Below are 24,534 nucleotides of genomic sequence, written 5' to 3'. Positions count from 1 at the left end.
ACCGATCGGGGGATCCATGAGCACCGTCAAGTCGTATCCGAGTCGCGAGCTGCGGCGCTTGCGCACTCGGTGGCTGATGCAGAACAAGAATGCGGTGTCTGTCGCGTGCGCGTTCTTCCTGGCGTCCGCTCTCATCGCGACCTGGCTCGGCGTCGCGTACTCCACACGAGCCACTTGGTACCTGGTTGGAGTCCTGCACGCCGGCCTCGTGGCCACGGTCCTTCACTTCCTCAACAGCGCAGTCCTCGCCCACGAGCCTCGAGCCGTCTTCCAGCTGCGCGGCGCCTGGGGCGAGGACAACACCCGCTCCGAGCTCCAGCGCGCGAAGAAACGCAAGCTCATCTGGGATTGGGTGGACAGCATCCCGTTGCAAGCCAGCGACCTTGACCATGTCGTCGTCACCCGGTCGGGTGGCGTCGTGGTGTTGGACTCCAAATTCCGGACGGACCTGACGAGCGCGGGCGTCGCCGAGATGACCGTTTCCGCTGCTCGTGCTCGTGTGCGCACGGAAGCCCTGGCCCGCACGGTGTTGCCTCGCGAACGGTCCGGTCGTCGCCGGGCCACGGGCACGTCCGTTGCGGTGACACCGTGCATCGTGCTGTGGGGACCTGCTCGCCGCGGGATGCCCGAGGAACACGTCGTGGACGGAGTCCACTTTGTCGACGGCAACAAGCTCGTCCAGTGGCTCGAGAAGCTCCCGACCTCGACAGTCTCACAGGAGGCGGGGAGCGACCTTCTCATCAGACTTCGCAAGTTTCGCGACCTGCAGTCCACGCGAAGCTGACCTTCGCACCAGCAACTCCGCGACGGCGAGGTTGAGGATCCAGGCGAAGCCCATCCCCGCCGCCTTCAGCGCACCGGACGGCTGCTCGCCAAGGAAGATCGCCACCGGGCCGAGGACGAGCGCCTGCGTTCCAGCGCCCTGGGCGACGGCGTACGCCCTCGCCATCCACCGCTGGTGGGTGCGGATGTCGCGGCGCAGGACCGCGAGCAGGCCGAGCACCAGACCGGCGACCATGATCGAGCCGAAGAGGAGCCGCAGCCACACCAGTGCGGCGTTGTCGTGGGCGGGGAGGTCGGAGAACACGGCCATCCACATGCCGCTCAACGCGGCGGCGAGGCCGGCCGGGACGAGGACCCGACCGCTCCACCGGTGCCAGGCGGGCCGGCGACGCCACAGCGACGGCTGGAGCTGGAAGGCACCGAGCACGCAGTAGGTCGTGGCGGCGATGATGTGCACGATGATCGGCACCGGCAGGTCGAAGAAGCGAGCGTTCTCCGCAGTGCGTCCGCCGGACAGGTCGACCAGCCGAGCCGCCCCGGCCAGGATCGGTACGGCGGTCAACGCGATGAGCGACGTGGGGATCCACCGGTCCCGGCGGGTGCGCGTCGACGCGGTCGGGCGCGGGGCGAGGGTCGTCATGCGACGAGCCTCGTCGTAGCGCCGGTCGCACGCATCGGCCCGCGGGCCGGACCGTGCTCAGCCGATCGGCCGACCTCAGCAGACCTGGTGCATCCAGCCGAAGGTGTCCTCGGAGCGACCGAACTGCATGCCGACCAGGGCGTCGCGGATCTGCATCGTCAGGTCGGTGCTCGCCGGGGCGGGGGTCACCGAGCCGGGTGAGCGCAGCTCACCGACCGGGGTGACGACGGCCGCGGTGCCGCACGCGAAGATCTCGGTGATCTCGCCCGAGGCGACGCCGTCGCGCCACTCGTCGATCGAGAACTTCCGCTCCTCGACCGCGTGTCCGAGCTTGCCGGCGAGCTCGATGATCGAGGCGCGGGTGATGCCCTCGAGGATCGTGCCGGTCTCCGGGGTCACGATGCTGCCGTCGCGGCGGACGAAGAAGAGGTTCATCCCACCGAGCTCCTCGATGTAGGTGAACTCCTGGTCGTCGAGGAACACGACCTGGTCGCAGCCCTGCTCGATGGCCTCGCGCTGGGCGGCGAGCGACGCGGCGTAGTTGCCGCCGGTCTTGGCGGCACCCATGCCGCCGCGGCCGGCGCGGGTGAAGGTCTCGGAGAGCCAGAGGTTGACCGGCTTGATGCCGCCCTTGAAGTACGCCCCGGCGGGCGAGGCGATGACCATGAAGGTGACGTGCTGGGCCGGGCGCACGCCGAGGAAGGTCTCCGAGGCGAACATGAAGGGCCGCAGGTAGAGCGACTTCTCCCCGCCGCCCGCCGAGTTGTCCGGCACCCACCGCTGGTCGGCGGTCACCAACGCGTCGACCGCTGCCACGAAGTCGTCGACGGGCAGCTCGGGGAAGGCGAGCCGCTGCGACGAGCGCACCATCCGCGCGGCGTTCTGCTCGGGTCGGAAGGTCCAGACCGAGCCGTCCTCGTGGCGGTAGGCCTTCATCCCCTCGAAGGTCTCCTGCGCGTAGTGCAGCACCGCGGTCGCGGGGTCGAGCGTCAGCGGGCCGTAGGGCTCGACGCGCGCGTCGTGCCACCCGTTGTCGGGCGTCCACTCGATCGTGACCATGTGGTCGGTGAAGTGCTGACCGAAGCCCGGGTTGGCGAGGATCTCGGCGAGCCGGGCGTCGTCGACGGGCGTGGGGTTCGAGGTGGTGCTGATCTGCATGGGGTCAACCTATTCCAAGGGTCTGGGTCTCGATACGGCCACCGCGGCCACAGGTGGTCGAGTGCCGAGCGAGGAACGAGCGAGGTGTATCGAGACCTGGATGGCCCGGGTCTCGATACGCCCGCTCGCTGGCGCTCGCGGGCTACTCGACCATCGGGAGCACCTCAGAGGCGGGCGGCGATCGCGTCCCCGACCTCGGACGTACGACGACTCGTGTCCGGCGCGCGCTCGGAGAGGTCCGCCAGGACGGCGGCCTCGATCGCGGCGGCCGCGTCGGCGTGGCCGAGGTGGTCGAGGAGGAGCGCTCCGGAGAGGATCGCGGCGGTCGGGTCGGCCTTCTGCTGGCCGGCGATGTCGGGGGCGGAGCCGTGGACGGGCTCGAACATGGAGGGCGCGGTCAGGTCCGGGTTCACGTTGCCGGAGGCGGCCAGCCCGATGCCGCCGGTGATGGCGGCGGCCAGGTCGGTGATGATGTCGCCGAAGAGGTTGTCGGTGACGATCACGTCGAAGCGGGCGGGGTCGGTCGCCATGAAGATCATGGCGGCGTCGACGTGGATGTAGTCGGTCGTGACGTCCGGGTGCTCGGCGCCGATCGACTGGAAGAGCCGCCACCAGAGCGCCCCCGCGTTGGTCAGCACGTTGGTCTTGTGGACCAGGGTCAGCTTCTTGCGGTCCCGCTTCGAAGCACGGGCATAGGCGTCGCGGATCACCCGCTCGACGCCGTAGGCCGTGTTGACCGAGACCTCGGTGGCGATCTCGGCCGGGGTGCCGACCCGGAGGGCACCGCCGTTGCCCGTGTAGGGGCCTTCGGTGCCCTCGCGGACCACCACGAAGTCGATGTCGCCGCGCTCCAGCACGTGCTCCGCCAGGGGTGAGACGGAGCCGGGGAACAGCCGCGAGGGACGCAGGTTGACGTAGTGGTCGAGCTCGAAGCGCAGCTTGAGGAGCAGGCCGCGCTCGAGGATGCCGGGAGGCAGGTTCGGGTCGTTGGGCTTGCCGCCCACCGCCCCCAGCAGGATCGCGTCGTGCCCGCGGATCTCCGCGAGCACCGAGTCGGGCAGCACCTCGCCGGTCGCGAGGTAGCGCTCGGCGCCGAGGTCGTAGCGCGTCGACTCGAACGTCACCGGCGAGGCGACCTCGAGGACCTTGAGGGCCTCGGCGGTCACCTCCGGACCGATGCCGTCGCCGGGGATGACGGCGAGGGCCTGGGTACCGGAAGCGGGCGGATTCTGCTGGGTGTCGGGCATGCGGAGGACGTTAGTTGTCGTCCGGCCGCAGGGCGCCGTTGTCTCGCAGGTCAAGCGCGGTCTGCAGCGCCGTCGCGGTGTTCTCCGCGCTGCGCGGGTTCTCCGGGTCGTGGGCCGAGGGGCCCCATGAGTCGGGGTAGAAGTCGTACATGGGATCTCACTCCTGGTGCTTGCTTCGATCGGTGGGTGAGAGCTCGAAGCTGCCGACACCGCGGCGGGTGACGGAGCGGGAGTGCGGGGATCGCCCGGGCCCGGCTGCCGGCCGGCGACTGGGCGGATCACGCTGCGATCGCGGACCCGCCGCAGAGGCGGCAGCTTCGAACTCGACTGGGAACCAGTCTGTTCAGAAGGCCGGGCGGCGGAACCTCGTCAACGCCGAACACCGCGACGAGGTGGCCTTCTTCAGGCCTCGCCGCGGCGAACGATAAGTACGAGCACGTTCCGCATGATGGATCAGACTGTACGACCGCCCAGCGGACATCCGCATCCGGTTTCCGAGAACGTGTCAGATCGTGAGATCGCAAGCCGCGACCTGGGACGGGCCGCGACAGGTGGCACACTCGGCGCTCTCATGTCTGCTCCCCCCGATCTTCCCGACGTCGTCCAGCGCGCCTTCGACGTGTGCCGCTCCGCCGGCTACGTGTCCTTCTGCCGCAACGAGACCGGCCGCCTGCTCGCGACCCTCGCCGCGACGCGGGGCGGGACGATGGCCGAGTTCGGCACCGGGTGCGGCGTGGGCACCGCGTGGCTGCGCAGCGGCGTACGCAACGGGGCGCGGATCCTGACCGCCGAGCTCGACGAGTCCCTGGCCGGCGCGGCCGCGAAGATCTTCGACGACGACGACAAGGTCGAGGTGCTGGCCGCCGACTGGAGCGTGCTGCACGACCGCGGCCCGTTCTCCCTGCTCTTCCTCGACTCCGGCACACCCTCGGAGGTCGGCGTCGACCAGGTCGTCGACCTCGTCGAGCCGGGCGGCATCGTCGTGCTCGACGACTTCGCCCCGTGCGAGTCGTGGCCGCCGATCACCTACGGCCGGGTCGACACGCTCCGCGAGCAGTGGCTGACCGACGAGCGCTTCACCGCGGTCGAGGTGATGGTGGCCGGCGACGCCTCCGCCGTCATCGCCACCCGGCGCTGAGCCCTCCGCGCCGCATGACCAGGCTCGCCGTCGCCGCGCCCAACCGGGCAGCCGCGGACGCCGCCGCAGAGGTCGCGCGCGCTGGCGGATCCGCGGTCGACGCGGCGATCGCGGCCGCCCTCGTGGCGATGGTCAACGAGGTCGGCCTGGTCTCCCTGAGCTCCGGCGGCTTCGTCGCCGTCCAGCCTGCGGAGGGGGCGGCGTACACCGTGGACGGCTGGATGGACCGGCCCGGCCTCGGACGTCGAGACGACGCCCCCGCGCCGAGCACGTGGGACGTCGACACAGAGTACGGCGGCGGCGTGACGATCACGATCGGCCCCGGCTCGGTCGCCACGCACGGCTCGCTCGCGGCCTTCGGCGAGGCGCACGCCCGCAACGGGAGGCTGCCGTGGCGCGAGCTGGTGACGCCCGCGGTCGACGTCGCCCGCGACGGGTTCGCGCTGGGCTCGGCCTCGCAGTACTACCTGCGCTACGTCCACGAGAGCGTCTTCGGCTGGGACGACGGGAGCCGCGCCGCGCTCCACGACGCGGCGGGCCGGCTGACCGAGGAGCGGGTGGTCGTGCCGGACCTGGCCGCCACCCTCGAGCACATCGCAGCCGTCGGCCCTCGCGCGCTCCACGAGGGCGACCTCGCGGAGGTGATCGCGCGGGACGTGCAGGCACGCGGTGGCCTGCTCGGTGCCGCCGACCTGGCGGCGTACGAGCCCGTCGTGCGTCCGCCGCTGACCACGCGGGTCGGCGCCTGGAGCCTGGGCACCACTCCCCCTCCGTCGGTCGGCGGCGTGGTCGTCGCCTCGATGCTGCGGCTGCTCGACGACCGCCCCCGCGGGTCGTGGACCCCGGACGACGTCGAGCACCTGGTGCGCGTGCAGCGCGCAGTGCTGGGCCACCGCCGCGACGTGCTGGAGGTGGCGGACGACCTCGACGCCTCGTCGCGCGCCTGGCTCGACCGCGTCGACGCGGACCACCGGGCGGTGCTCGAGTCGGGTTCGACGGCCCACGTCTCGGTCACCGACGCGGAGGGTGAGGCGTGCTCGATCACCGTGTCGTCGGGCTACGGCGCGGGCATGATCGCCGCCGGCACCGGCATCTGGCTCAACAACTGCCTCGGTGAGCAGGAGCTCAACCCGCCCGGTCGCCGGGTGCCGACCGGTGGCCGGCTGCTGTCCAACATGGCGCCGACGGTCGGTCGCCACGACGACGGCGCCACCCTGGCGATCGGCTCGCCCGGCGCCGACCGGATCACGACCGCGCTGGTCTGCACGCTGGCCGGCTTCGTGAGCGGCGGCCTCGGTCTCGCGGACGCCGTCGCCCAGCCCCGCGTGCACGTCCATCGCGCCGGCCTCGCGGACGAGGACGTCCGGGTGGAGCACGAGCCGTCGATGTACTTCGGTGGCGTCGGCGCCGCGCTCACCACGGCCGGCGGCGAGCTCGAGGCGGTCGCCGACCCGCGGCGCGACGGCGTCGCCAGCCTGGTGGACTGAGGTGGTGGGCGACCGCCTGCTTGACTGACCGCCATGGCCGACGTCCTGCTCACGGTCCGCGGGATCACCCGCCGCTTCGGCGACCGCACGATCCTGTCCGGGGTGGACCTCGACGTCGCCGCCGGCGAGGCCGTCGGCGTGGTCGGGCCCAATGGCAGCGGCAAGTCGACGCTGCTGCGGTGCATCGTCGGCACCGACGACGCCGACGACGGTGAGGCGATGCTCGCTGGAAGGGTGCTCGACGAGAGGCGACCCGAGATCCGGCGCGACCTCGCGATGGTGATGGACGACATCGACTTCTTCCCGGACCTCTCGGTGGTCGAGCACCTCGACCTGGTGGCACGCGCCCACGCGCAGCCCGACGCCGAGGAGGTCGTCAACGTCGTCCTCGACGAGGTCGGACTGATGGAGGTCTCCGGGCAGCTGCCCTCGACGCTCTCCTCCGGTCAACGGCGACGGCTGGCGCTGGCGAGCGCGTTCGTCCGGCCGCGGCGGCTGCTGGTGCTCGACGAACCAGAGGCCCGCCTCGACGTGGACGGCGTCGAGTGGCTCGGCAGGAAGCTGCTCGCCGAGAAGGCGGAGGGGTGCGCGGTGCTGCTGGTCAGCCACGACCCGGCCCTCGTGGAGCGGGTCTGCAACCGCGTCGTACGACTCGGCGCGGACGCCGGCGATGACTGACACCGCCCACCTCGAGCCAGGCCCGGAGGTCCCGACCGCCCGCGAGGTGCGCGCCGAGATCCGCGACTGGCGGCGCGGTCGCGCTGAGCTGAGGTGGGGCGAGGTGCTCTCCGACGGCTACATCGCGATCTTCTGCATCGTGATGATCGGCGCCATGGGCGGCAACGTCGTGCTCACGCTGCGCCGCCTCGCCGACGACACCTGCGCCGGCTCGTGCACCGAGGTCCGGTCAGCGATGCCGTGGCTGGTCGCGCTCGCCGTGGCCCTGCTGGCGCTCGGCCTGGCCCGACTGCTCGGCCCGGTCTTCAGCCCGCCCGCCGCCAACGCCTGGCTCCTCAGCACCCCCGTCGACCGGGGCGCGCTGCTGCGGCCCGGTTGGGGGCGTACGTCCGCGCTCGCCGTCGCTGTCGCCGCGCTGGCGCTGCTCGCCCCGGCCGTCCTCGGCGGCTTCTCGCTCGCCGAGGGTGCGGTGTTCCTGGTCGCCGGCGGTGCCACGGCACTCGCCTGTGTCGGCATCGCCGCACTCTCGCAGGTGCACGAGAACCGGGTGGCCCGCGTGCTCACCTGGGCGATCGCGGCGGGCCTCTGGGTGCTGCTGAGTCTCTCAGCGACTCACGGCGCAGGAGCCGTGCCGAGCGTGCCGCTCGGCGTCGGTCTCGCGGCCGCCGCGCTCCTCGTCGCGGTCGCGGCCGCACTGTTCTGGTGGACCCGCTCGGCGATGGCAGGCGTCTCGCGACGGGTCCTCGGCTACACCGCGCACCTGTCCCCCAGCCTCTCCGGAGCGCTCTCCTCGGTCGACCTCGGCCTGATGTACGACGTCCTGCTCGCCCGCCGCTGGGGACGCGGGGCGAGCGTCCGACCGCGCACCGGCGGACCGCTCGGCTGGCCTGCGCTGGTGCACCGCGACCTGATCCGGGCGGTGCGGTCGCCGCAGCCGTTCGTGTTGCTCGCCTCGCTCGTGCTCGTGCCCTACGCCGCTGCCGAGGCCGGCGCGGGCCGGGCGGTGGTCCTCGTCACGACGCTCCTCGGCCTGCTCGGCGGCCCTGCGATGTGCTCGGGACTGCGCGTCGTCGTACGCACCCAGAGCCTGGCGCGGATGCTGCCGCTGAAGCGGCAGACGCTGCTCCTCGCCCACCTGGCGGTGCCCGGCGTCGCGCTCCTGCTCTTCTCGCTGGCGACGATCCCGACGCTGCTGCCCACGCACCCCTCGACCGAGGCGGCCAACCTCGCCATCGCCTGCGCGCTCTCGTCCCTCGCCTCGACGACCCGGTGGGTCACGGGCAAGCCGCCGAACTACGCCGCGCCGATGGTCAGCACACCGGCCGGCGGGGTGCCGACCGGGGTCTTCGGCAGCCTCGCCCGGGGCTTCGACGTGTGGGCGTTCACCGCGCTGCCGATGATGTTCGGCACCGGCGGGATGATGCTGTCGAGCGTGATCAGCATCGGCGTGATCAGCTATCTGGTCTCGGACTCCGCTGCCTGATCAGGAACCGTCACGTCGACCGTGAGCCAGGGCAGCATCAGCTGCGTGAGCGGGCCGATCGCCAGCGCGTAGACCACGGTGCCCAGACCGAGCACGCCGCCGAGCAGCAGGCCGATGACGACGACGGCGACCTCGAGCCCGGTGCGCACCAGGCGCAGGGACAGGCCCGTGCGGCGGGAGAGCCCGGTCATCAGGCCGTCGCGCGGTCCACGACCGAGCTGGGCGCCGATGTAGAGCGCACTCGCGAGGCCGCACAGCGCCACGCCGCCGATCATCAGGGCGATGCGGGCGGCGATCGCGTCGGGCCGGTCGAGCACGGCGAGCGTGAGGTCGGCGGAGAAGCCGACGACGAGCGCGTTGCTGATCGTGCCGAGGCCGGGCATCTCCCGCAGCGGGATCCACAGCACGAGCACGACGAAGCTGAGGAGCACGACCGCCTGGCCGAGGGTCATCGGCACGTGGCGGATGAAGCCGGAGTGGAGCACGTCCCACGGCGCCAGGCCGAGGGCGCCGCGCACCATCATCGCGAGCGAGACGCCGTAGAGGAACAGCCCGACGTAGAGCTGCGGAAGGCGGCGGGCGAGCCGACCGGCGCGCAGTTGGGCGACCGGGCCGAGGTCGGTGAGGGCGGGGCGTGTGGCTGTGACGTCGCATGGAGTGGTGCTGGACATGGGTCCATCCTGCCCCTGATTGGCCTTGTCCGACATAGCCAATCGTGGAACAGTGGCCTGCATGAGTCGCCTTGTGAGCGCCCAGCGCGTAGCCACTCTGGTCGCCGACTTCCCCCGGTCCCCCGCCTACCTCGGCCTCGCCGACACCCTGCGGGTGCTCATCGGCGACGGCCGGATCGGGATCGGCGTACGACTGCCGAGCGAACGCGAGCTCACCTCCGCGCTCGACGTCTCCCGCACCACCGTGACCCGGGCCTACGAGGTGCTCCGCGAGTCGGGGTACGCCGAGGCGCGGCGCGGGTCGGGCACCTTCACCACCGTGCCCGGCGGGCAGCGTCGCGCCCACGACCGCGCGCTCATGCCGGGCACCGGCGGCGAGGACGTCATCGACCTCACCTGCGCCGCGCACTCCGCGCCGCCCGGCCTGGTCGAGGCCTACCAGCGCGCCACCGAGGAGCTCCCCGCCTACCTCAGCGGCCCCGGCTACTTCCCGCTCGGCGTGCCAGCGCTGCAGGCCCGGATCGCGGCGGCGTACGAAGCGCGGGGACTGCCGACCCTGCCCGAGCAGGTCATGGTCACCGCCGGCGCGCTGGCCGCGGCGTCGGTGGTCGCCCAGGCGTTCACCGCGCCGGGAGAACGAGTCGTGGTCGAGTCGCCGACCTACCCCAACGCCACCCAGGCCGTGCGCCACGCCGGCGCGCGCCTCGTCCCGGCAGCCGTCGACCCCGACGGCTGGGACCTCGACGCGCTGGCCGCGACCCTGCGCCAGACCTCGCCGCGGCTCGCCTACCTGATCCCCGACTTCCAGAACCCCACGGGGCACCTGATGTCCGACGAGCAGCGCGAGGAGCTCGCGGCGGCACTGGCCCGCACCCGCACGGTCGTCGTGGCCGACGAGGCGCACCAGGCGCTCGCCCTGCGGCCCGGCCTCGCCGACGCGATGCCTCGCCCGCTGGCGGCCCACGCCCGCGACGCGATCACGATCGGCAGCGCGAGCAAGTCCTACTGGGGCGGGCTGCGGCTGGGCTGGGTGCGCGCACCGCTCGAGCAGATGGACCGGCTGATCCACGCCCGCATCGGGCTCGACCTCGGAGCGCCGGTCTTCGAGCAGCTCGTGCTGGCCGACCTGATGGACCACGCCGACGAGGTGCTGCCGGTGCACCGCGAGCGGCTCGTCGCCGGACGCGACGCGCTCGTGGCCGCGGTCCGCGAGCACCTGCCGGAGTGGAGGTTCCGGGTGCCCGACGGCGGGCTGGCGCTGTGGTGCGAGCTGCCCGAGGCGCTCGGCACCGCGACGACCGCCGAGGCCGAGCGCCGCGGGGTCGTGGTCGCTCCGGGACCGGTGTTCGCCGTCGAGGGAGGGCTCGACCGTTTCGTCCGGATCCCGTGGACCGCGTCCACTGACGACCTCACCGAGGCCGTACGCCGCCTCGCCGGAGCGTGGGAGCACGTGTCGGGCCGATCCCCGGGAGACGGTCGGGACGCACCACGGCCGGCAACGCAGGGCGTTGCCGGCCGGGTGATGGTCGCCTAGCCGTTCACCGGGCGACCGGTCGTGCGTGCTACTTCTTCGGACCCACCTTGACGACCAGCGCGTCACCGGTATTGGCGGTCACCCGGAGCGTGGTGCCCGTCTTCGGCACGTCCACGCTGTACCAGCCGGGCTGGTAGCGACCCGGGTGCGAGCCCGTGGCGCCGTGCTCGTCCGAGTTGAACCAGTAGGTCCTGGTGTCGTCGAACAACGGGTTCGCCGGCTTGCTCGCGATGCTGGCGGACTCCAGCTCCGCGCCGGTGATCTTGCCGTCCTTGTTGATGTCCACCTCACGCTTCAGCGTGATCGCGTCAGTCCGCTCGAGCGAGAACGTCGAGTCGTAGGACAGGATCCGCGGACGCAGCAAGGTCTTGTCCGACCAGTGGCCGAACTGCGGGTTGGCGTCCACGGGGAGGATGAGGCCCTCGCCCGGGTGGTCACCCACGTTGTTGTCGGCCTGCGAGGAGTCCCAGTAGTTGATCAGCATGCCGTTCTGGTAGGGGTAGGTCTCCACCAGGTCCGGCTTGGTGACGGGGAACGAGAAGTTGTACGCCGACGCCAGCGAGGTGTCGTAGCCGTCGTACTGACGGTTCTCGGCGATGTAGGCGTTGAAGAACTCCTGGATCTCGGAGCCCGTCGTGGTGCGGAACCCGTCGAAGGTCCAGCCCTCGTTCTCGTTCTCCGCGGTGCCGATCACGGTGCCACCGACGTTGATGTTGTCGACCTGGAAGCCGCTCAGCACGAACGCCCCATCGGTCTGGTAGCGGAAACGGACCGCGTTGGTGCCCGCCGGGAGCGTCGCCGTGAGGCTGGACCACGTGGCCGTGGTCCCGGTGATGCCGGTAAGGCTCGTGTTGAAACCGCTCTGGTCACCGGAGGTGTCGGACAGGTTGGTGGTCACCGGCGTCCACGTCGTTCCGCCATCGGTGGAGGCCTCGAGGAACGCGTAGTCCCAGTCCTCCTCGATGTCGTACCTGACACTGGCCGTCAGGTCGGTGCCGGTGATGCCCGTCTTGGTCATCGTGTTGTTGAGGTTGTCACCCTGGTCCGACCAGAAGTACTTCGTCCCACCGTCCGGAGCCGGAGCGCCGAGCTCGAGCGGGACCTCCTTGTCGGGGAGCGTGGCGATGATCGCCTGCTTGGCCTTGTTGGTCGCGGGGACGTTCTTGCCGAGGCGGACCGTCGACTTCTCACCGGGTCGGACGACCTCGTAGAAGGGGCCCTGGTCGCCCTGGGCGTCGAGCCAGCCGAGCTGGAACAGCTCCCACGCACCCATGTCGGTCGGCGCGTCGCCGATGGTGTCGCCACCGTCGCCGATGTTGGAGCCGGACGACATCAGGGTCCAGAAGGCGGTGCTGTTCTCCGCGCCACCGGTGTTGCCGGAGGTGTCGTAGAGGTCGGGCAGGCCCAGGTCGTGGGCGTACTCGTGGGCGAAGACGCCGAGGCCGCCGTTCTCGGGCTGGATCGTGTAGTCACCGACCCAGATGCCGGTCGGGTTGTTGGGCACCGGGTTGGCCGCGGTCTCACCGAGGCCGTACGCGCCACCGTTGGAGCCGATGTTGACGCCCGTGAGGCCGCCGGGGCCGTCCTTCTGAAGGTTGGAGTACCAGCGGTGGCTCCAGATGGCGTCCGAGCCGTAGATCGGGTCGCCGGCCGCCTCGTCGCCGCCCGCGTGGACGATCTGGAAGTGGTCGATGAAGCCGTCGGGCTCGTTGTAGTTGCCGTTGCCGTTGCTGTCGTAGCGGTCCTGGACGTCGAACGTCTTGAGGTACTCCACGATCTCGGGCATCGTCTGGCCGGACTTGAGCTGGTTGTCCACCCAGACGGCCATCGCGTCACGGACGAGGGCCTTGGTCGACGCACAGGTGGTCACCGCGGCGCCGGGCGGGTTGCCGCAGAAGCCGCGACCGTAGAGCGCCTGGTTGTAGGGGACCTTCACCCACTCGGTGACGTCACCGTCGATGGAGTAGCGACCCGAGGACTGGGTCTCGTAGTACTCCTTCATCCGGTTGAAGTACATGTCCTCGTAGTGCGCCCGGTCGAAGTTCGGCTGCCAGATCGTCGAGTTGTCCGTCGCGCGGTCCGGCTTCGGGATCTCGTTGTGCAGGGGGCCGTCGAACGTCGTCGGCTTGGGGTTGGGGAGCGTGAACGGAGGCGTGTCCGTGAAGCAGCCGGGGCCGCACTCGTCGCTGCCGGCCCCTTCGTAGCGCGTGTCGCCGAACTCGGCGAGCACCACGAAGATCTTGTCGGTGCCCTCGAGCTCGAGGGGCACCTCCTGGTTCGCGCCCTTGGCCGAGGCCTTGAAGGGTGCCTTGCCCGCGGCGATGCGCTCGAGCGCGGCCGCCTTCTGGGCGTCGCGCTTCTCCTTGATCTTGAGCGGGTGCTTCGGCTCGTGGCCGCCTTGCGGGCGGTCGGCCGAGGGCGCGTCCTCGGGGGCGGTGACCCCGGGGTTGGCGCTGGTGGGCGAGCTCACGAGGAGCCCGGCGGCAACGAGGCCGGCGGACGCGACGATGGCGGCCGCCCGCCTGTTGTGGCGAGAGAGATTTCTCAACGGGGTGTGTCCCTCCATGCAGGCAGGGACAGCCTGGTCGAGATCGTCGCCCGGGACATCCCTGATCTGACGACCTCCGCCCGATGCGGAGATCCGACCCGTACCGTGCGTCGTGAACCGGGTCACAAGGAAGACCGACGCCGGGTTTTTGCCCGGTCGTTACCGAAACGTGATTCCTTTACCTCCGCCCGGGTGGAGGTCAGGACAGGTCGACCGCCCGCACCGACACGGCCGCCATGGCCGCCTCGATCTGTGCAAGCGTCTCGGCCGGGATCGCCGAGTCCACGCTCAGCGCGACCAGCGCTGCGCCGCCCATGTCCTGGCGCGAGACCTGCATGCCGGCGATGTTGACCGCGGCGTCGCCGAGGATCCCGCCGACCGTGCCGACCATGCCCGGCCGGTCCTCGTAGGTGATGAAGGCGAGGTGCGTCGTTGGCTCGATGTCGACGTCGAAGCCGTTGACCTCGACGAGCCGCTCCTTCTGCGCCAGGCCCACGAGGGTGCCGCTCACCGAGACCTGGGTGCCGTCGGCGAGCGTGCCGCGCAGGGTGATCAGGTTGCGGTGGTCAGGACTCTCGGCGTCGGTGACCAGGCGCACCTCGGTGCCGCGCTCGGCCGCGAGCAGCGGCGCGTTGACATAGGACACCTGCTCCTCCACGACGTCGGCGAAGACGCCCTTCAGCGCGGCCAGCTCGAGCACCTTGACGTCGTACTCCGTGATCTCGCCACGCACCTCGACGTCGAGCTGCTGGGCGACCTCGCCGGCGAGCGCGGTGAAGACGCGGCCGAGCTTCTCGGTGAGCGGGATGCCGGGACGTACGTCCTCCGCGATGACGCCGCCCTGCACGTTGACCGCGTCGGGCACGAGCTCGCCGCTGAGCGCGAGGCGCACCGAGCGCGCGACGGCGATGCCGGCCTTCTCCTGCGCCTCGTCGGTCGAGGCGCCGAGGTGGGGCGTGGCGACGACGTTGTCGAGCTCGAAGAGCGGGCTGTCGGTGCACGGCTCGCTGGCGAACACGTCGAGGCCGGCTGCGGCGATCTGCCCGGTCTTGAGCGCGTCGAAGAGGGCGGCCTCGTCGACGATGCCGCCGCGGGCGGCGTTGACGAGGACCAGGCTCTGCTTGGCGGCGGCGAGCTGGTCGGCGCCGATCAGGCCCACCGTCTCGGCGGTCTTGGGCAGGTGGACGCTCATGAAGTCGGACTCCTCGAGCAGCGTGTCGAGGTCGACGAGGCGCACGCCCATCTGCGCGGCGCGGCCGGCCTGGACGTAGGGGTCGTAGGCGATGACCTTCATGCCGAACGCGCTCAGCCGCTGGGCCACGAGGACGCCGATGCGGCCGAGGCCGACGATGCCGACGGTCTTCTCGTAGAGCTCGATGCCGGTGTACTTCGAGCGCTTCCACTCCCCGTTGCGCAGCGCCGCGTGGGCGGGGCTGATGTGGCGGGCGGCCGCGAGCATGAGCGCGACGGCGAGCTCGGCGGCGCTGACGATGTTGGAGGTCGGTGCGTTCACGACCATGACGCCGGCCTGGGTCGCGGCCTTGACGTCGACGTTGTCGAGGCCGACCCCGGCGCGGGCGACGACCTTGAGCCGCTGCGCGGCGGCGAGCGCCTCGGCGTCCACCTTGGTCGCGGAGCGGACCAGGATCGCGTCCACGTCGGCGATCGCCGGGAGCAGCGCGGCGCGGTCGGCGCCGTCGCAGTGGCGGATCTCGAAGTCGGGTCCGAGCGCCTCGATCGTGGCGGGGCTCAGCTCTTCGGCGATGAGTACGACTGGCCGTACGTGTGTGTCAAGCGGTGCGTTCACAGCGGGGTCCTCGCGAAAGCTCAAGGGTGGTCCGGGACTGCACGACGCTGTGCCCGACCCACCCTACCCGCGGGTCCGTACGGCTTCGAACCCGTCCCAGGTAGCGGGAGGCGGGTGTCGGGGGCGGGCCCTAGCCTGAGGCCATGGGCGCGATGGACGAGGCGGAGCGGCTCGAGCCGGGCACGATCGAGGGGTGGAGCGACTGGCTCCACGAGCACCACGAGCAGCCCACGGGCGTGTGGCTGGTCTCGCCGCGCAAGGCAGTTGAGCGACCCTTCTCCTACGAGGAGGCGGTGCTCGAGGCGCTGCGCTACGGCTGGGTCGACTCGACGGTGAAGCCCGTCGACGACCTCCGGTCGATGCAGTGGTTCGCGCCCCGACGCGCGGGCAGCATGTGGACCCGGATCAACAAGGGTCGCGTCGCCCGCCTCGAGGAGGCCGGCCTGATGGAGGTCGCCGGTGCCGCGGCGATCGCGCAGGCCAAGGAGACCGGCATGTGGACCCTGATGGACGACGTCGAGGACCTCGTCGTGCCTGACGACCTCGCCGCTGCGTTCGACCGCCATCCCGGGTCGCGCGCGCACTGGGAGTCGTGGTCGGCGTCGGCCCGGAAGCTGATCCTCACGTGGATCGTGCTGGCCAAGCGGCCCGAGACCCGGGCCGTACGTGTCGAGACGACCGCCGAGAAGGCCGCGACCGGCACGAAGTCGCAGCCCTAGGTCCGCTGCGTCAGATGGCGCAGCCGTCGGGGCCGCAGGCCTCGCCGTCGGCGTCGACCATCGCGAGTGCAGGGCGCGACTCCGACCAGGCCCGCTCCAGCACCTGGGTGAAGACCTCCGTGGGCTGCGCGCCGGAGACGCCGTACTTCTCGTCGATCACGAAGAAGGGGACGCCGGTGGCGCCGTAGGCCTGCGCCTGCTCGACGTCGGCACGCATCTCGGCCTCGAACTCGCGGGACGCGAGCACCTCGTCGACGCGTACGCCGTCGAGGCCGGCGTCGATCGCGACCTCGCGCAGCACGGCGTGGTCGGCGACGTTGCGGGCCCGGGTGAAGTACGCCTCGAGCAGCGCCTCCTTCACGCGGCCCTGGAGGTCGGTGCCGCCCTCGGCGTGGGCGAGGTGGATCAGCCGGTGCGCGTCGACGGTGTTGAGGTGGAGCGTCTCGGAGAGCCGGTAGACGAGGCCCTCCTCCGCGGCGACGGCCTCGACGCGATCCTGCATCTGCTTCGCGCCCTCGGGTGACTGGCCGTACTTCTTCGCCAGCATCACCGACGTGCTCTGCGTCGGCTCGGTGGGCGCTCCGGGGTCGAGCTCGTAGGAGCGCCAGTGCACCTCCACCTCGTCGGCGTGGCCGAACTCGGCCAGCGCGTCCTCGATGCGGCGCTTGCCGATGTAGCACCAGGGACAGACGACGTCGGACCAGATCTCGATCTTCACGACGGTCCCAACACCGCGAGGGGTCAGGCTGTTCCGGACTCCTGGCGCTGCACCGTGGAGCGCCGCAGGAGGTAGCCGCCGACGAGGCCGATGAGGAGGGCGAAGAGCACACCGAGGTTGGCGAACGCCCACGCCCCGTCGCGACCGCCGAGGCCGAGCGGGCCGAGGAGGTAGCCCTGCCAGTTGTTCCACGAGGCGTCGTCGGAGAAGGTGTTGATCACGAGTCCCCAGCCGACGAGCGAGGCGACCACCATGGTGCCGATGGCTGCCCAGTCGAAGGAGCCGTAGCGGCCCGCCGGGTCGAAGAGGGCCTCGTCGTCGTAGTCGCGCTTGCGCAGCGCCAGGTCGGCGATCATGACGCCGGCCCAAGCGGCGAGCGGGACGCCGAGCGTGATCAGGAAGCTCTGGAACGGTCCGGCGAAGTCCTGAGCCACGAACACGACGTAGAACGTGCCGAGCGTCAGGAGGACGCCGTCCACCGCGGCCGCCTGGGGGCGCTTCAGCTTGACCCCGAGCGAGAGCAGGGTGAGCCCCGAGGAGTAGATGCCGAGCACCGCGCCACTCACGAGCGAGAGGATCGCGGCCAGCAGGAACGGCACGAGGAACCAGGTCGGGAGCAGGGTGGCCAGCGTGCCGATCGGGTCGCCCGCCACCCCGTCGAGGATCTCCGTCGACGAGCCGGCGAGCGCGAGGCCGAAGAGCACGAGCACGACGGGGGCGAGCGCGCCGCCGAAGGTGTTCCAGGCGACGATCGACGGGCCGGACGCGGTGCGCTTCTGGTAGCGGGACCAGTCGGCGGCGATGTTGATCCAGCCGAGGCCGAACCCGGTCATCACCATCACGAGCGCGCCGATGACTGCCTGGGTCGAGCCGGCCGGGATGTCCTGCACTGCCGACCAGTTGATGTCGTCAATCGTGAGCGCCATGTAGAGCACCGTGACGATCCCGGTGATCCAGGTCAGCACGGACTGCATCCGCATGATGATGTGGTAGCCGGCCACGCTCGCGGAGACGATCAGCGCCGCGACGACGACCGCCGCGACCACCTTGGTGCCGTCGCCGCCACCCCACCCGAGACGCGTGAAGATCGTCGAGGTGGCGAGCACGGCGAGGATCGCGAGGAACGTCTCCCAGCCGATCGAGACCAGCCACGAGATCACGCCCGGCACCTTCTGGCCGTTCACCCCGAACGCCGCGCGGCTGAGGATCATCGTCGGCGCCGAGCCCCGCTTGCCGGCGATCGCGATGACGCCGCACAGCAGGAACGACACGACGATCCCAATGACGGAGACCAGCACGCCCTGCCAGAACGAGATGCCGAAGTAGAGGACGAACGAGGCATAGCTCAGTCCGAACACCGACACGTTGGCGGCGAACCACGGCCAGAACAGGTCCTGCGGCCGAGCGGTGCGCTCGGACTCCTCGATGATCTCGATGCCCGTGGTCTCGACTCCGAGGCGCCGGGTTCGTTCCAGCCCGAGGCCCGTGGTGGTGGTGCTCATGACTGAATGGTCGCGCACCGGCGGGCCGCGTGCCAGCACCGGTGGGGTGGTGGGCTCAACCGCGGCGCCGTGTCACCGGTCCAGCTCCGGGTGGGGTCCGAGTCCCGTACGACGTCGGGCGAGATCCACGACCGTGTCGGCGAGCTCCCGCGCGAGGGACTCGTGGTCACCCTCAACGAGCGAGTCGTCGGACACGTCGACGAAGATCCCGAGCCTCGACCCGGTGACGCGTCCGCGCACGCCCGTGCGTGCGGCCTGGTAGCCGACCTGCACGTCGAGCCGCTGCAGGCCGGAGCCGGCCCACCACGACTGCCCCGCGGGTGACTGGAGCAGGGCCATCTCCTCGCGGAACACGTCGTGGAACTGGCTGATGGCCGGGGTCTGGATCGGTCCGCCACCGACGAAGTCGATGCGGGGAGGGTCCTCGTCGGCCGTTGCGCCGCGGCCCACGACGGACACCTCCAGCGCGGGCAGGCCGGGGTCGCCGTCGGGCACGGGCCGGACGCTCAAGTGGTCGACCGCCGTGCCGCTCCACGCGTCACCGGGTCTGGTCAGCGTCAGCTCGCCGCCGCGGACGGCCGGCACGGCGTCGTACGGCACCAGCGAGACGTGGTCCTTGCCGTGCCACCTCAGCGACTTCGCAGCACGGACGAAACCTTCTCGCGTGCAGTAGGCGAGCGCCTCCCCGGTGGCGGCGACCTCGACACCGTCCTCGGTGCGCACGACGACGAGGCGCGCCCGTCCGTAGCCGTCGGACGTCAGCCGGAAATCCACCCGCGCCGCGTGACGACGGTCCGGTGAGCGCTTGGGCGGCGACGACCAGCGGTACTCGTAGGCACGGTCCACGACGTGCCGGCGGCAGCGCTCGAGGTGCGAGGCGTCCCACCCTCGGGCGAGTCCGAGCCTGCTGACGATTCCGTGCACCGCCGCGAGCAGGACCTCCGCGCGCGCTCGGGGCGTGTGGTCGACAAACGCCGTCGGGACCATGACGAAACCGGTCTCCCAGCCCTCCGAGAGCGGGTCGACGTTCGCGGCACCCTCGACGTCCTCGCGGTCGGGATGGTGGACCGTGAACAGCCGGAGCTCCTGGGTGCGGTGCGGGATCGCCACCTCGACGAGCGCCTCGCTGTAGAGCGCGGCCACCGAGCGGAGTGCACGGATCGCGACGTCGGCAACAGGATCGTCGTCAGTGGGCCGGTCGGCCCACATCACTGCCGGCCAGGGGTAGACGACTGACAGGACCGGCATGGGGCGCATCGTGCCACCCCGGCCGGACGCCGGTCAGGCGAACAGCGACTGGCCGACGTGCTCCCCCGGAGGGGCTCGAGACGATCAGGCCCGGACGAGCACCTCTCCGTGGAGCACGGAGAACCAGCCGTCCGGGTGCGCGGCCCAGCCGCGCCACGCAGCTGCGATGTCATGCAGTTCGTCGGGCGTCGCCCGGCCCTCGTCGACCAGCTGGCGCGCCAGCGCGGTCGAGGTGAGCCGGTCCGCCCACAGGCTCCCCCACCACGCGCGGTCCTCCGCGTCGGCGAAGCACCACGTCGAGGAGCCCGCCACGACGTCGGTGGCACCGGCGGCGTGCGCCCATGCGAGGAGCATCCGCCCGGCGTGCGGCTCGCCGCCGTTAGCGCGCGCTGCGGCGTCGTACAGCTCGAGCCAGCGGTCGAGGCCCGCCGGGGCGGGGTGCCACGAGAAGTGGCCGTAGTCGCTGTCGCGCGCGGCGACGAGGCCCCCGGGGCGCGTCACGCGCAGCATCTCGCGCAGCGCGCCGACCGGGTCGGCGACGTGCTGCAGCACCTGGTGCGCGTGGACGACGTCGAAGGAGTCGTCGGCGAGGTCGAGCGCGTGCACGTCGCCGACGACGACCGTCGCGTGGGTGATCCCCTGCCGCTCGAGCTCGGCGCGGGTCAGGTCGGCCGCCTCCTCCGTCACCTCGACGGCGACGACCTCCGCCACGCGTCGGGCCAGGTCCGCGGTGATCGTCCCGGGTCCGGACCCCACGTCGAGGAGGCGTTGCCCGTCCTGGAGGTGGGGCAGGAGGTACGCCGCCGAGTTCGCGGCCGTGCGCCAGCGGTGCGAACGCAGCACGGCCTCGGCGTGCCCGTGGGTGTAGGTGTTCACGGGTGCGCCGAGGCCGTCGGTGGCTGCTGCGTCCGCGTCAGCGGGCGGAGCTGCCCTCGGTGTAGTCGGAGTCGTGCGACTTCACCCAGGCCATCAGCTTGCGGAGCTCGCGGCCGGTCTGCTCGATCGGGTGGGACTCACCCTTCTTGCGGAACTCGGTGAACTCCGGGGAGCCGTTGTCCATGTCGGTGATGAAGCGCTCGGCGAACGCGCCGTTCTTGATGTCGGCGAGCACGTCCTCCATGTTCTTCTTCACGTCGGGCGTGATCACCCGCGGGCCGGAGACGTAGTCGCCGAACTCGGCGGTGTCGGAGACCGACCAGCGCTGCTTGGCGATGCCGCCCTCGTACATCAGGTCGACGATCAGCTTGAGCTCGTGGAGGCACTCGAAGTAGGCGACCTCGGGCTGGTAGCCGGCCTCGGTGAGGACCTCGAAGCCGTACTGCACGAGCTGCGACGCACCGCCGCAGAGCACGGCCTGCTCGCCGAACAGGTCGGTCTCGGTCTCCTCGGTGAACGTGGTCTTGATGCCGCCGGCGCGGAGACCGCCGATCGCCTTGGCGTAGGACAGCGCGAGGTCCCAGGTCGTGCCGGACTCGTCCTTCTCGACGGCCACGAGGACGGGCACGCCGCGCCCGTCGACGTACTCACGACGCACGAGGTGGCCGGGGCCCTTGGGCGCGACCATGAAGACGTCGACGCCCTCGGGCGGGGTGATGTAGCCGAAGCGGATGTTGAAGCCGTGGCCGAAGACGAGGGTGTCGCCGGGCGTGAGCGCGGGCTCGATCTCCTCGGCGTAGAGCTTCCGCTGGTGCTGGTCGGGGGCGAGGATCACGATCAGGTCCGACTCCTCCGCGGCCTCGCGGGGGGTGAGGACCTTGAGGCCCTCGGCCTCGGCCTTGTCGCGGCTCTTCGAGCCCGGCTGCAGGCCGATCCGGACGTCGACGCCGCTGTCGCGCAGGGACAGCGCGTGGGCGTGCCCCTGGCTGCCGTAGCCGATCACCGCGACGTTCTTGCCCTGGATCAGGCTCAGGTCGGCGTCGTCGTCGTAGAACATCTCAGCCACTGGGGGCTCTCCTTCGGTTGTTTCTCTGGGGTCAGTTGGCGATTGCTGAAAGGGGCGCTGGTACGGCGACGGGGCGCTGCGGGCGCTCGCTGATCGAGCGCGAGCCGCGACCGATCGCGACCATGCCCGACTGCACGAGCTCGCGGATGCCGAAGGGCTCGAGGACCTTGAGCAGGTCGGCGAGCTTGTCGGCGTTGCCGACGGCCTGGACTGTGACGGCCTCCGGCGAGACGTCGACGACCTTGGCGCGGAACAGCTGGACGGCGTCGAGCACGGCGCCTCGCGTGGAGGCGTCGGCGCGGACCTTGACGAGCAGGAGCTCGCGGTTGACCGAGCCCGATCCATCGAGCTCGACGATCTTGATGACCTCGACCAGCTTGTTGAGCTGCTTGGTCACCTGCTCGAGCGGCGACTCCTCGACGTTGACCACGATGGTCATCCGGGAGACCTCGGGGTGCTCGGTCGGGCCGACGGCGAGGCTGTCGATGTTGAAACCGCGACGGGAGAACAGGCCGGCGATCCGGGCGAGGACGCCGGGCTTGTTCTCGACGAGCACGGACAGGGTGTGCCTTGTCATCAGATGTCGTCCTCGTCGAACTGGGGCGCCAGGTCGCGCGCGTACTTGATCTCGTCGTTGCTGGTGCCGGCGGCCACCATCGGCCACACCATCGCGTCGCGGTGCACGCGGAAGTCCACCACCACCGGCTGGTCGTCGATCGCCATCGCCTTCTCGATCGTGGCGTCGACCTCGTCGGGCGACTCGCAGGCCAGGCCCACGCAGCCGTAGGCGTCGGCGAGCTTGACGAAGTCGGGGATCCGCTTGGAGTGCAGGTCGGTGTTGGAGTAGCGCTCGTTGTAGAAGAGCGTCTGCCACTGCCGGACCATGCCGAGCGACTCGTTGTTGATGATCGCGACCTTGATGGGGATGTCGTTGATCGCGCAGGTGGCGAGCTCCTGGTTGGTCATCTGGAAGCAGCCGTCGCCGTCGATCGCCCACACGGTGCTGTCGGGCATCCCGACCTTCGCGCCCATCGCGGCCGGCACGGCGTAGCCCATCGTGCCGAGGCCGCCGGAGTTGATCCACGTGTTGGGGTTCTCGTAGCCGACGTAGTGGGCCGCCCACATCTGGTGCTGGCCGACTCCGGAGGCGTAGATCGCCTCGGGACCGGCGATCGCGCCGAGCCGCTCGATGACGTACTGCGGGGCGAGCGAGCCGTCCGCAGGCGTGTCGTAGCCCAGCGGGTAGCTCTGCTTGAGCCCGGCGAGGAAGGCGACCCAGGCCTCGTAGTCACCGTCGGCGCCCTCGGCCTCCAGCAGCGCGACGAGCTGCGTGATGACCTCCTTGCAGTCCCCCACGATCGGCACGTCGGCGTGCCGGTTCTTGCCGATCTCGGCCGGGTCGATGTCGGCGTGGATGACCAGGGCGTTGGGGGCGAAGGAGTCGAGGTTGCCCGTGACGCGGTCGTCGAAGCGGGCGCCCAGGCTGATGATCAGGTCGCTCTTCTGCAGTCCGGCGACGGCGGCGACCGTGCCGTGCATCCCCGGCATCCCGAGGTGCTGCGGGTTGCTGTCGGGGAACGCGCCGCGGGCCATCAGCGTGGTGACGACCGGGATGCCGGTCAGCGCAGCGAGCCGGGCGAGCTCGCGGGACGCGCGGGCCCGGATGACCCCGCCGCCGACGTAGAGCACCGGGCGGCGGGCCTCCTTGATCAGCCGCACCGCCTCCTTGATCTGCTTCGCGTGCGGCGTGGTGACGGGACGGTAGCCGGGCAGGTGCAGCTCGCTCGGCCAGGCGAACGTCGTCATCGCCTGGAGCGCCGACTTGGCGACGTCGACCAGCACCGGGCCGGGCCGGCCGGTCGAGGCGATGTGGAAGGCCTCGGCGATCGTGTGCGGGATGTCGCGGGGGTCGGTGACGAGGAAGTTGTGCTTGGTGATCGGCATCGTGATGCCGCGGATGTCGGCCTCCTGGAAGGCGTCCGTCCCGATCATCGCCGCGCTGACCTGGCCGGTCACGGCCACCATCGGCACCGAGTCCATGTGGGCGTCGGCGAGCGGCGTGACGAGGTTGGTCGCGCCCGGGCCAGAGGTGGCCATGCAGACGCCGACCTTGCCGGTGGCGGCGGCGTACCCCTGGGCGGCGTGCCCGGCACCCTGCTCGTGGCGCACGAGGATGTGCCGGATCCGGGTGGAGTCCATGAGCGGGTCGTACGCCGGGAGGATGGCCCCGCCCGGGATGCCGAAGATGTCGGTGACGCCGGCCGCCTCGAGGGACGTCACGAGGCTCTGGGCTCCGGTGACCTGCTCGCTCATGGATCTTCTTCCTGGTTCGGTGTACGGCAACAAAAAACCCCTCGGCCCGGTGGGCGACGAGGGGTGACGCGTGTGCAGCGGGTCCGGGGACCTCAGCTCACGCGTCGCGTGCGTACAAGAATGTCGGTGCGCATGCGACAACCGTCGTCGCCGGGCCGGTCCGGCGTCAAGCCAGTGTGCCAGTCGTCCCACGATGTGGAACGCGAGTCTCGGAATGTGGCAGGTCAAGCGCAGCGTCAGTCCCGCCCGAGCCCGGTGGTGACGCACACCTTGTTGCCCTGCGGGTCTGCCAGCACCACGAACGTCGGGGCGCGCTCGTCGCTGACCAGCGTTCCACCGGCGGCGAGGGCGGCCCGGATCCGCGGCCCCGCCACCTCGGGCGGCACGCGGACATCGAGGTGGAAGCGCTGCCGTGGCTCCTCGTGGGGGTCGGTCTGCTGGAACCACAGCGCGGGGCCGATCCCCTCCAGGTCGCGCACCTCGCGGTCGTGGAGCGGATGGTCCTCGTAGCCCAGCACCGCGCGCCAGAACGGCTTGATCTCGGCGTGGTCGGGCGTGTCGAGGGCCAGCTCGACGATCTCGACGACGTCCGGGTCGGCGGTGACACCGAGATCGTCGGCGATCGTGCCGATCCGCCGGGCGAGGTCGAGGTCACGCCGCGTGACGCCGAAGACGTCCCTGCTGATCAGCCGCACGTGGAGCGTCGCGAACCGCAGGTCGAGCTCCGGGTGGTGGTCGAGCTCGGCGGCGACCCCGCCGATCCGGACCGCCAGCTCCAGCCCGGTCGCGAAGCTGCCGGTGGCGTACCTCGTCTCCAGGGTCTGGAACATCATCCGCCGGTCGGCGAGGCCCTCCCCGCGATCGATCTCGGCCTGGACCGCCGTGAAGGTGAGCGCTGCGGAGTCGTCGGTCACCGGC

22 protein-coding genes are annotated in these 24,534 nt (G+C 71.1%); 7 read left to right on the top strand and 15 right to left on the bottom strand.

The features are described from left to right. Positions 1-16 precede the first annotated feature (16 nt). Positions 17-784, top strand: coding sequence for a nuclease-related domain-containing protein (locus EUA06_RS00925; protein WP_129473132.1), 768 nt, complete (start codon positions 17-19; stop codon positions 782-784). Here the strand turns inward: EUA06_RS00925 and EUA06_RS00920 are convergent. The 4 genes from EUA06_RS00920 to EUA06_RS22260 all read right to left on the bottom strand — a co-directional run bounded on the left by EUA06_RS00920 (position 713) and on the right by EUA06_RS22260 (position 3,979). Further along, complete coding sequence (locus EUA06_RS00920; RefSeq protein ID WP_129473131.1) at positions 713-1,423, bottom strand: DUF2306 domain-containing protein; 711 nt, start codon at positions 1,421-1,423, stop codon at positions 713-715. The genes EUA06_RS00925 and EUA06_RS00920 overlap by 72 nt on opposite strands. A gap of 75 nt (positions 1,424-1,498) precedes the next feature. Beyond that, positions 1,499-2,581, bottom strand: coding sequence for a branched-chain amino acid aminotransferase (locus EUA06_RS00915; protein ID WP_129473130.1), 1,083 nt, complete (start codon positions 2,579-2,581; stop codon positions 1,499-1,501). Between the two features lie 164 nt (positions 2,582-2,745). Continuing rightward, entirely contained in the window at positions 2,746-3,828 is a 1,083-nt protein-coding gene (locus EUA06_RS00910) for a 3-isopropylmalate dehydrogenase (RefSeq protein WP_129473129.1), read from the bottom strand. Positions 3,829-3,838: 10 nt separating this feature from the next. Then, entirely contained in the window at positions 3,839-3,979 is a 141-nt protein-coding gene (locus EUA06_RS22260; RefSeq protein WP_165354207.1) for a hypothetical protein, read from the bottom strand. A gap of 420 nt (positions 3,980-4,399) precedes the next feature. On the opposite strand from EUA06_RS22260, the gene EUA06_RS00905 reads away from it, so the two are divergent. The 4 genes from EUA06_RS00905 to EUA06_RS00890 are packed head-to-tail and all read left to right on the top strand — an operon-like array spanning position 4,400 to position 8,614. After that, positions 4,400-4,966, top strand: coding sequence for an O-methyltransferase (locus EUA06_RS00905; protein ID WP_129473128.1), 567 nt, complete (start codon positions 4,400-4,402; stop codon positions 4,964-4,966). Between the two features lie 14 nt (positions 4,967-4,980). Then, positions 4,981-6,453, top strand: a complete 1,473-nt coding sequence (locus EUA06_RS00900) for a gamma-glutamyltransferase (protein ID WP_129473127.1) — start codon at positions 4,981-4,983, stop codon at positions 6,451-6,453. 24 nt (positions 6,454-6,477) lie between these two features. Further along, entirely contained in the window at positions 6,478-7,131 is a 654-nt protein-coding gene (locus tag EUA06_RS00895; RefSeq protein ID WP_422879740.1) for an ABC transporter ATP-binding protein, read from the top strand. Then, positions 7,124-8,614, top strand: coding sequence for a DUF6297 family protein (locus EUA06_RS00890; RefSeq protein WP_129473125.1), 1,491 nt, complete (start codon positions 7,124-7,126; stop codon positions 8,612-8,614). The genes EUA06_RS00895 and EUA06_RS00890 overlap by 8 nt, the downstream gene beginning before the upstream one ends. Here EUA06_RS00890 and yczE read toward each other — a convergent pair. Next, positions 8,587-9,285: a membrane protein YczE gene (yczE, locus tag EUA06_RS00885; protein ID WP_129473124.1), complete on the bottom strand. Its 699-nt coding sequence runs from the start codon at positions 9,283-9,285 to the stop codon at positions 8,587-8,589. The genes EUA06_RS00890 and yczE overlap by 28 nt on opposite strands. A gap of 61 nt (positions 9,286-9,346) precedes the next feature. On the opposite strand from yczE, the gene yczR reads away from it, so the two are divergent. After that, positions 9,347-10,819, top strand: coding sequence for a MocR-like transcription factor YczR (yczR, locus tag EUA06_RS00880; RefSeq protein ID WP_129473123.1), 1,473 nt, complete (start codon positions 9,347-9,349; stop codon positions 10,817-10,819). A 28-nt stretch (positions 10,820-10,847) separates the two neighbouring features. Here yczR and EUA06_RS00875 read toward each other — a convergent pair whose 3' ends face one another. Then, entirely contained in the window at positions 10,848-13,385 is a 2,538-nt protein-coding gene (locus EUA06_RS00875) for an immune inhibitor A domain-containing protein (RefSeq protein ID WP_129473122.1), read from the bottom strand. Between the two features lie 181 nt (positions 13,386-13,566). Then, positions 13,567-15,174 (bottom strand): phosphoglycerate dehydrogenase, encoded by a 1,608-nt coding sequence (gene serA, locus EUA06_RS00870; protein WP_129473121.1) that lies wholly within the window; start codon positions 15,172-15,174, stop codon positions 13,567-13,569. Positions 15,175-15,317: 143 nt separating this feature from the next. Here serA and EUA06_RS00865 point away from each other — a divergent pair, with 143 nt between their 5' ends. Beyond that, positions 15,318-15,893 (top strand): YdeI/OmpD-associated family protein, encoded by a 576-nt coding sequence (locus tag EUA06_RS00865; protein WP_129473120.1) that lies wholly within the window; start codon positions 15,318-15,320, stop codon positions 15,891-15,893. A 10-nt stretch (positions 15,894-15,903) separates the two neighbouring features. Here the strand turns inward: EUA06_RS00865 and EUA06_RS00860 are convergent, their stop codons facing one another. The 8 genes from EUA06_RS00860 to EUA06_RS00825 all read right to left on the bottom strand — a co-directional run bounded on the left by EUA06_RS00860 (position 15,904) and on the right by EUA06_RS00825 (position 24,530). Next, on the bottom strand, positions 15,904-16,611 hold the full coding sequence (locus EUA06_RS00860; RefSeq protein ID WP_129473119.1) for a DsbA family oxidoreductase: 708 nt from the start codon (positions 16,609-16,611) through the stop codon (positions 15,904-15,906). A 23-nt stretch (positions 16,612-16,634) separates the two neighbouring features. Next, complete coding sequence (locus EUA06_RS00855) at positions 16,635-18,113, bottom strand: purine-cytosine permease family protein (RefSeq protein ID WP_129473118.1); 1,479 nt, start codon at positions 18,111-18,113, stop codon at positions 16,635-16,637. A gap of 72 nt (positions 18,114-18,185) precedes the next feature. After that, a complete protein-coding gene (locus tag EUA06_RS00850) occupies positions 18,186-19,361 on the bottom strand; it encodes a hypothetical protein (RefSeq protein WP_129473117.1) in 1,176 nt (391 codons plus the stop codon). Between the two features lie 84 nt (positions 19,362-19,445). Continuing rightward, entirely contained in the window at positions 19,446-20,237 is a 792-nt protein-coding gene (locus EUA06_RS00845) for a methyltransferase domain-containing protein (protein ID WP_129473116.1), read from the bottom strand. Positions 20,238-20,274: 37 nt separating this feature from the next. Further along, entirely contained in the window at positions 20,275-21,303 is a 1,029-nt protein-coding gene (ilvC, locus tag EUA06_RS00840) for a ketol-acid reductoisomerase (RefSeq protein ID WP_277985646.1), read from the bottom strand. 31 nt (positions 21,304-21,334) lie between these two features. Continuing rightward, the gene (gene ilvN, locus EUA06_RS00835; protein WP_129473115.1) at positions 21,335-21,880 is read right to left on the bottom strand and encodes an acetolactate synthase small subunit; all 546 of its coding nucleotides are present in this window, start codon (positions 21,878-21,880) and stop codon (positions 21,335-21,337) included. Next, positions 21,880-23,616, bottom strand: a complete 1,737-nt coding sequence (locus EUA06_RS00830) for an acetolactate synthase large subunit (protein WP_129473114.1) — start codon at positions 23,614-23,616, stop codon at positions 21,880-21,882. The genes ilvN and EUA06_RS00830 overlap by 1 nt, the downstream gene beginning before the upstream one ends. A 236-nt stretch (positions 23,617-23,852) precedes the next feature. Beyond that, a complete protein-coding gene (locus EUA06_RS00825) occupies positions 23,853-24,530 on the bottom strand; it encodes a VOC family protein (protein WP_207208153.1) in 678 nt (225 codons plus the stop codon). Positions 24,531-24,534: the final 4 nt, after the last annotated feature.

It is taken from the genome of Nocardioides glacieisoli, from assembly GCF_004137245.1.
Taxonomy (GTDB): domain Bacteria; phylum Actinomycetota; class Actinomycetes; order Propionibacteriales; family Nocardioidaceae; genus Nocardioides; species Nocardioides glacieisoli.
Note: the sequence above shows the minus strand (reverse complement) of the source record. Positions and strands in the feature narration are given on the sequence as shown.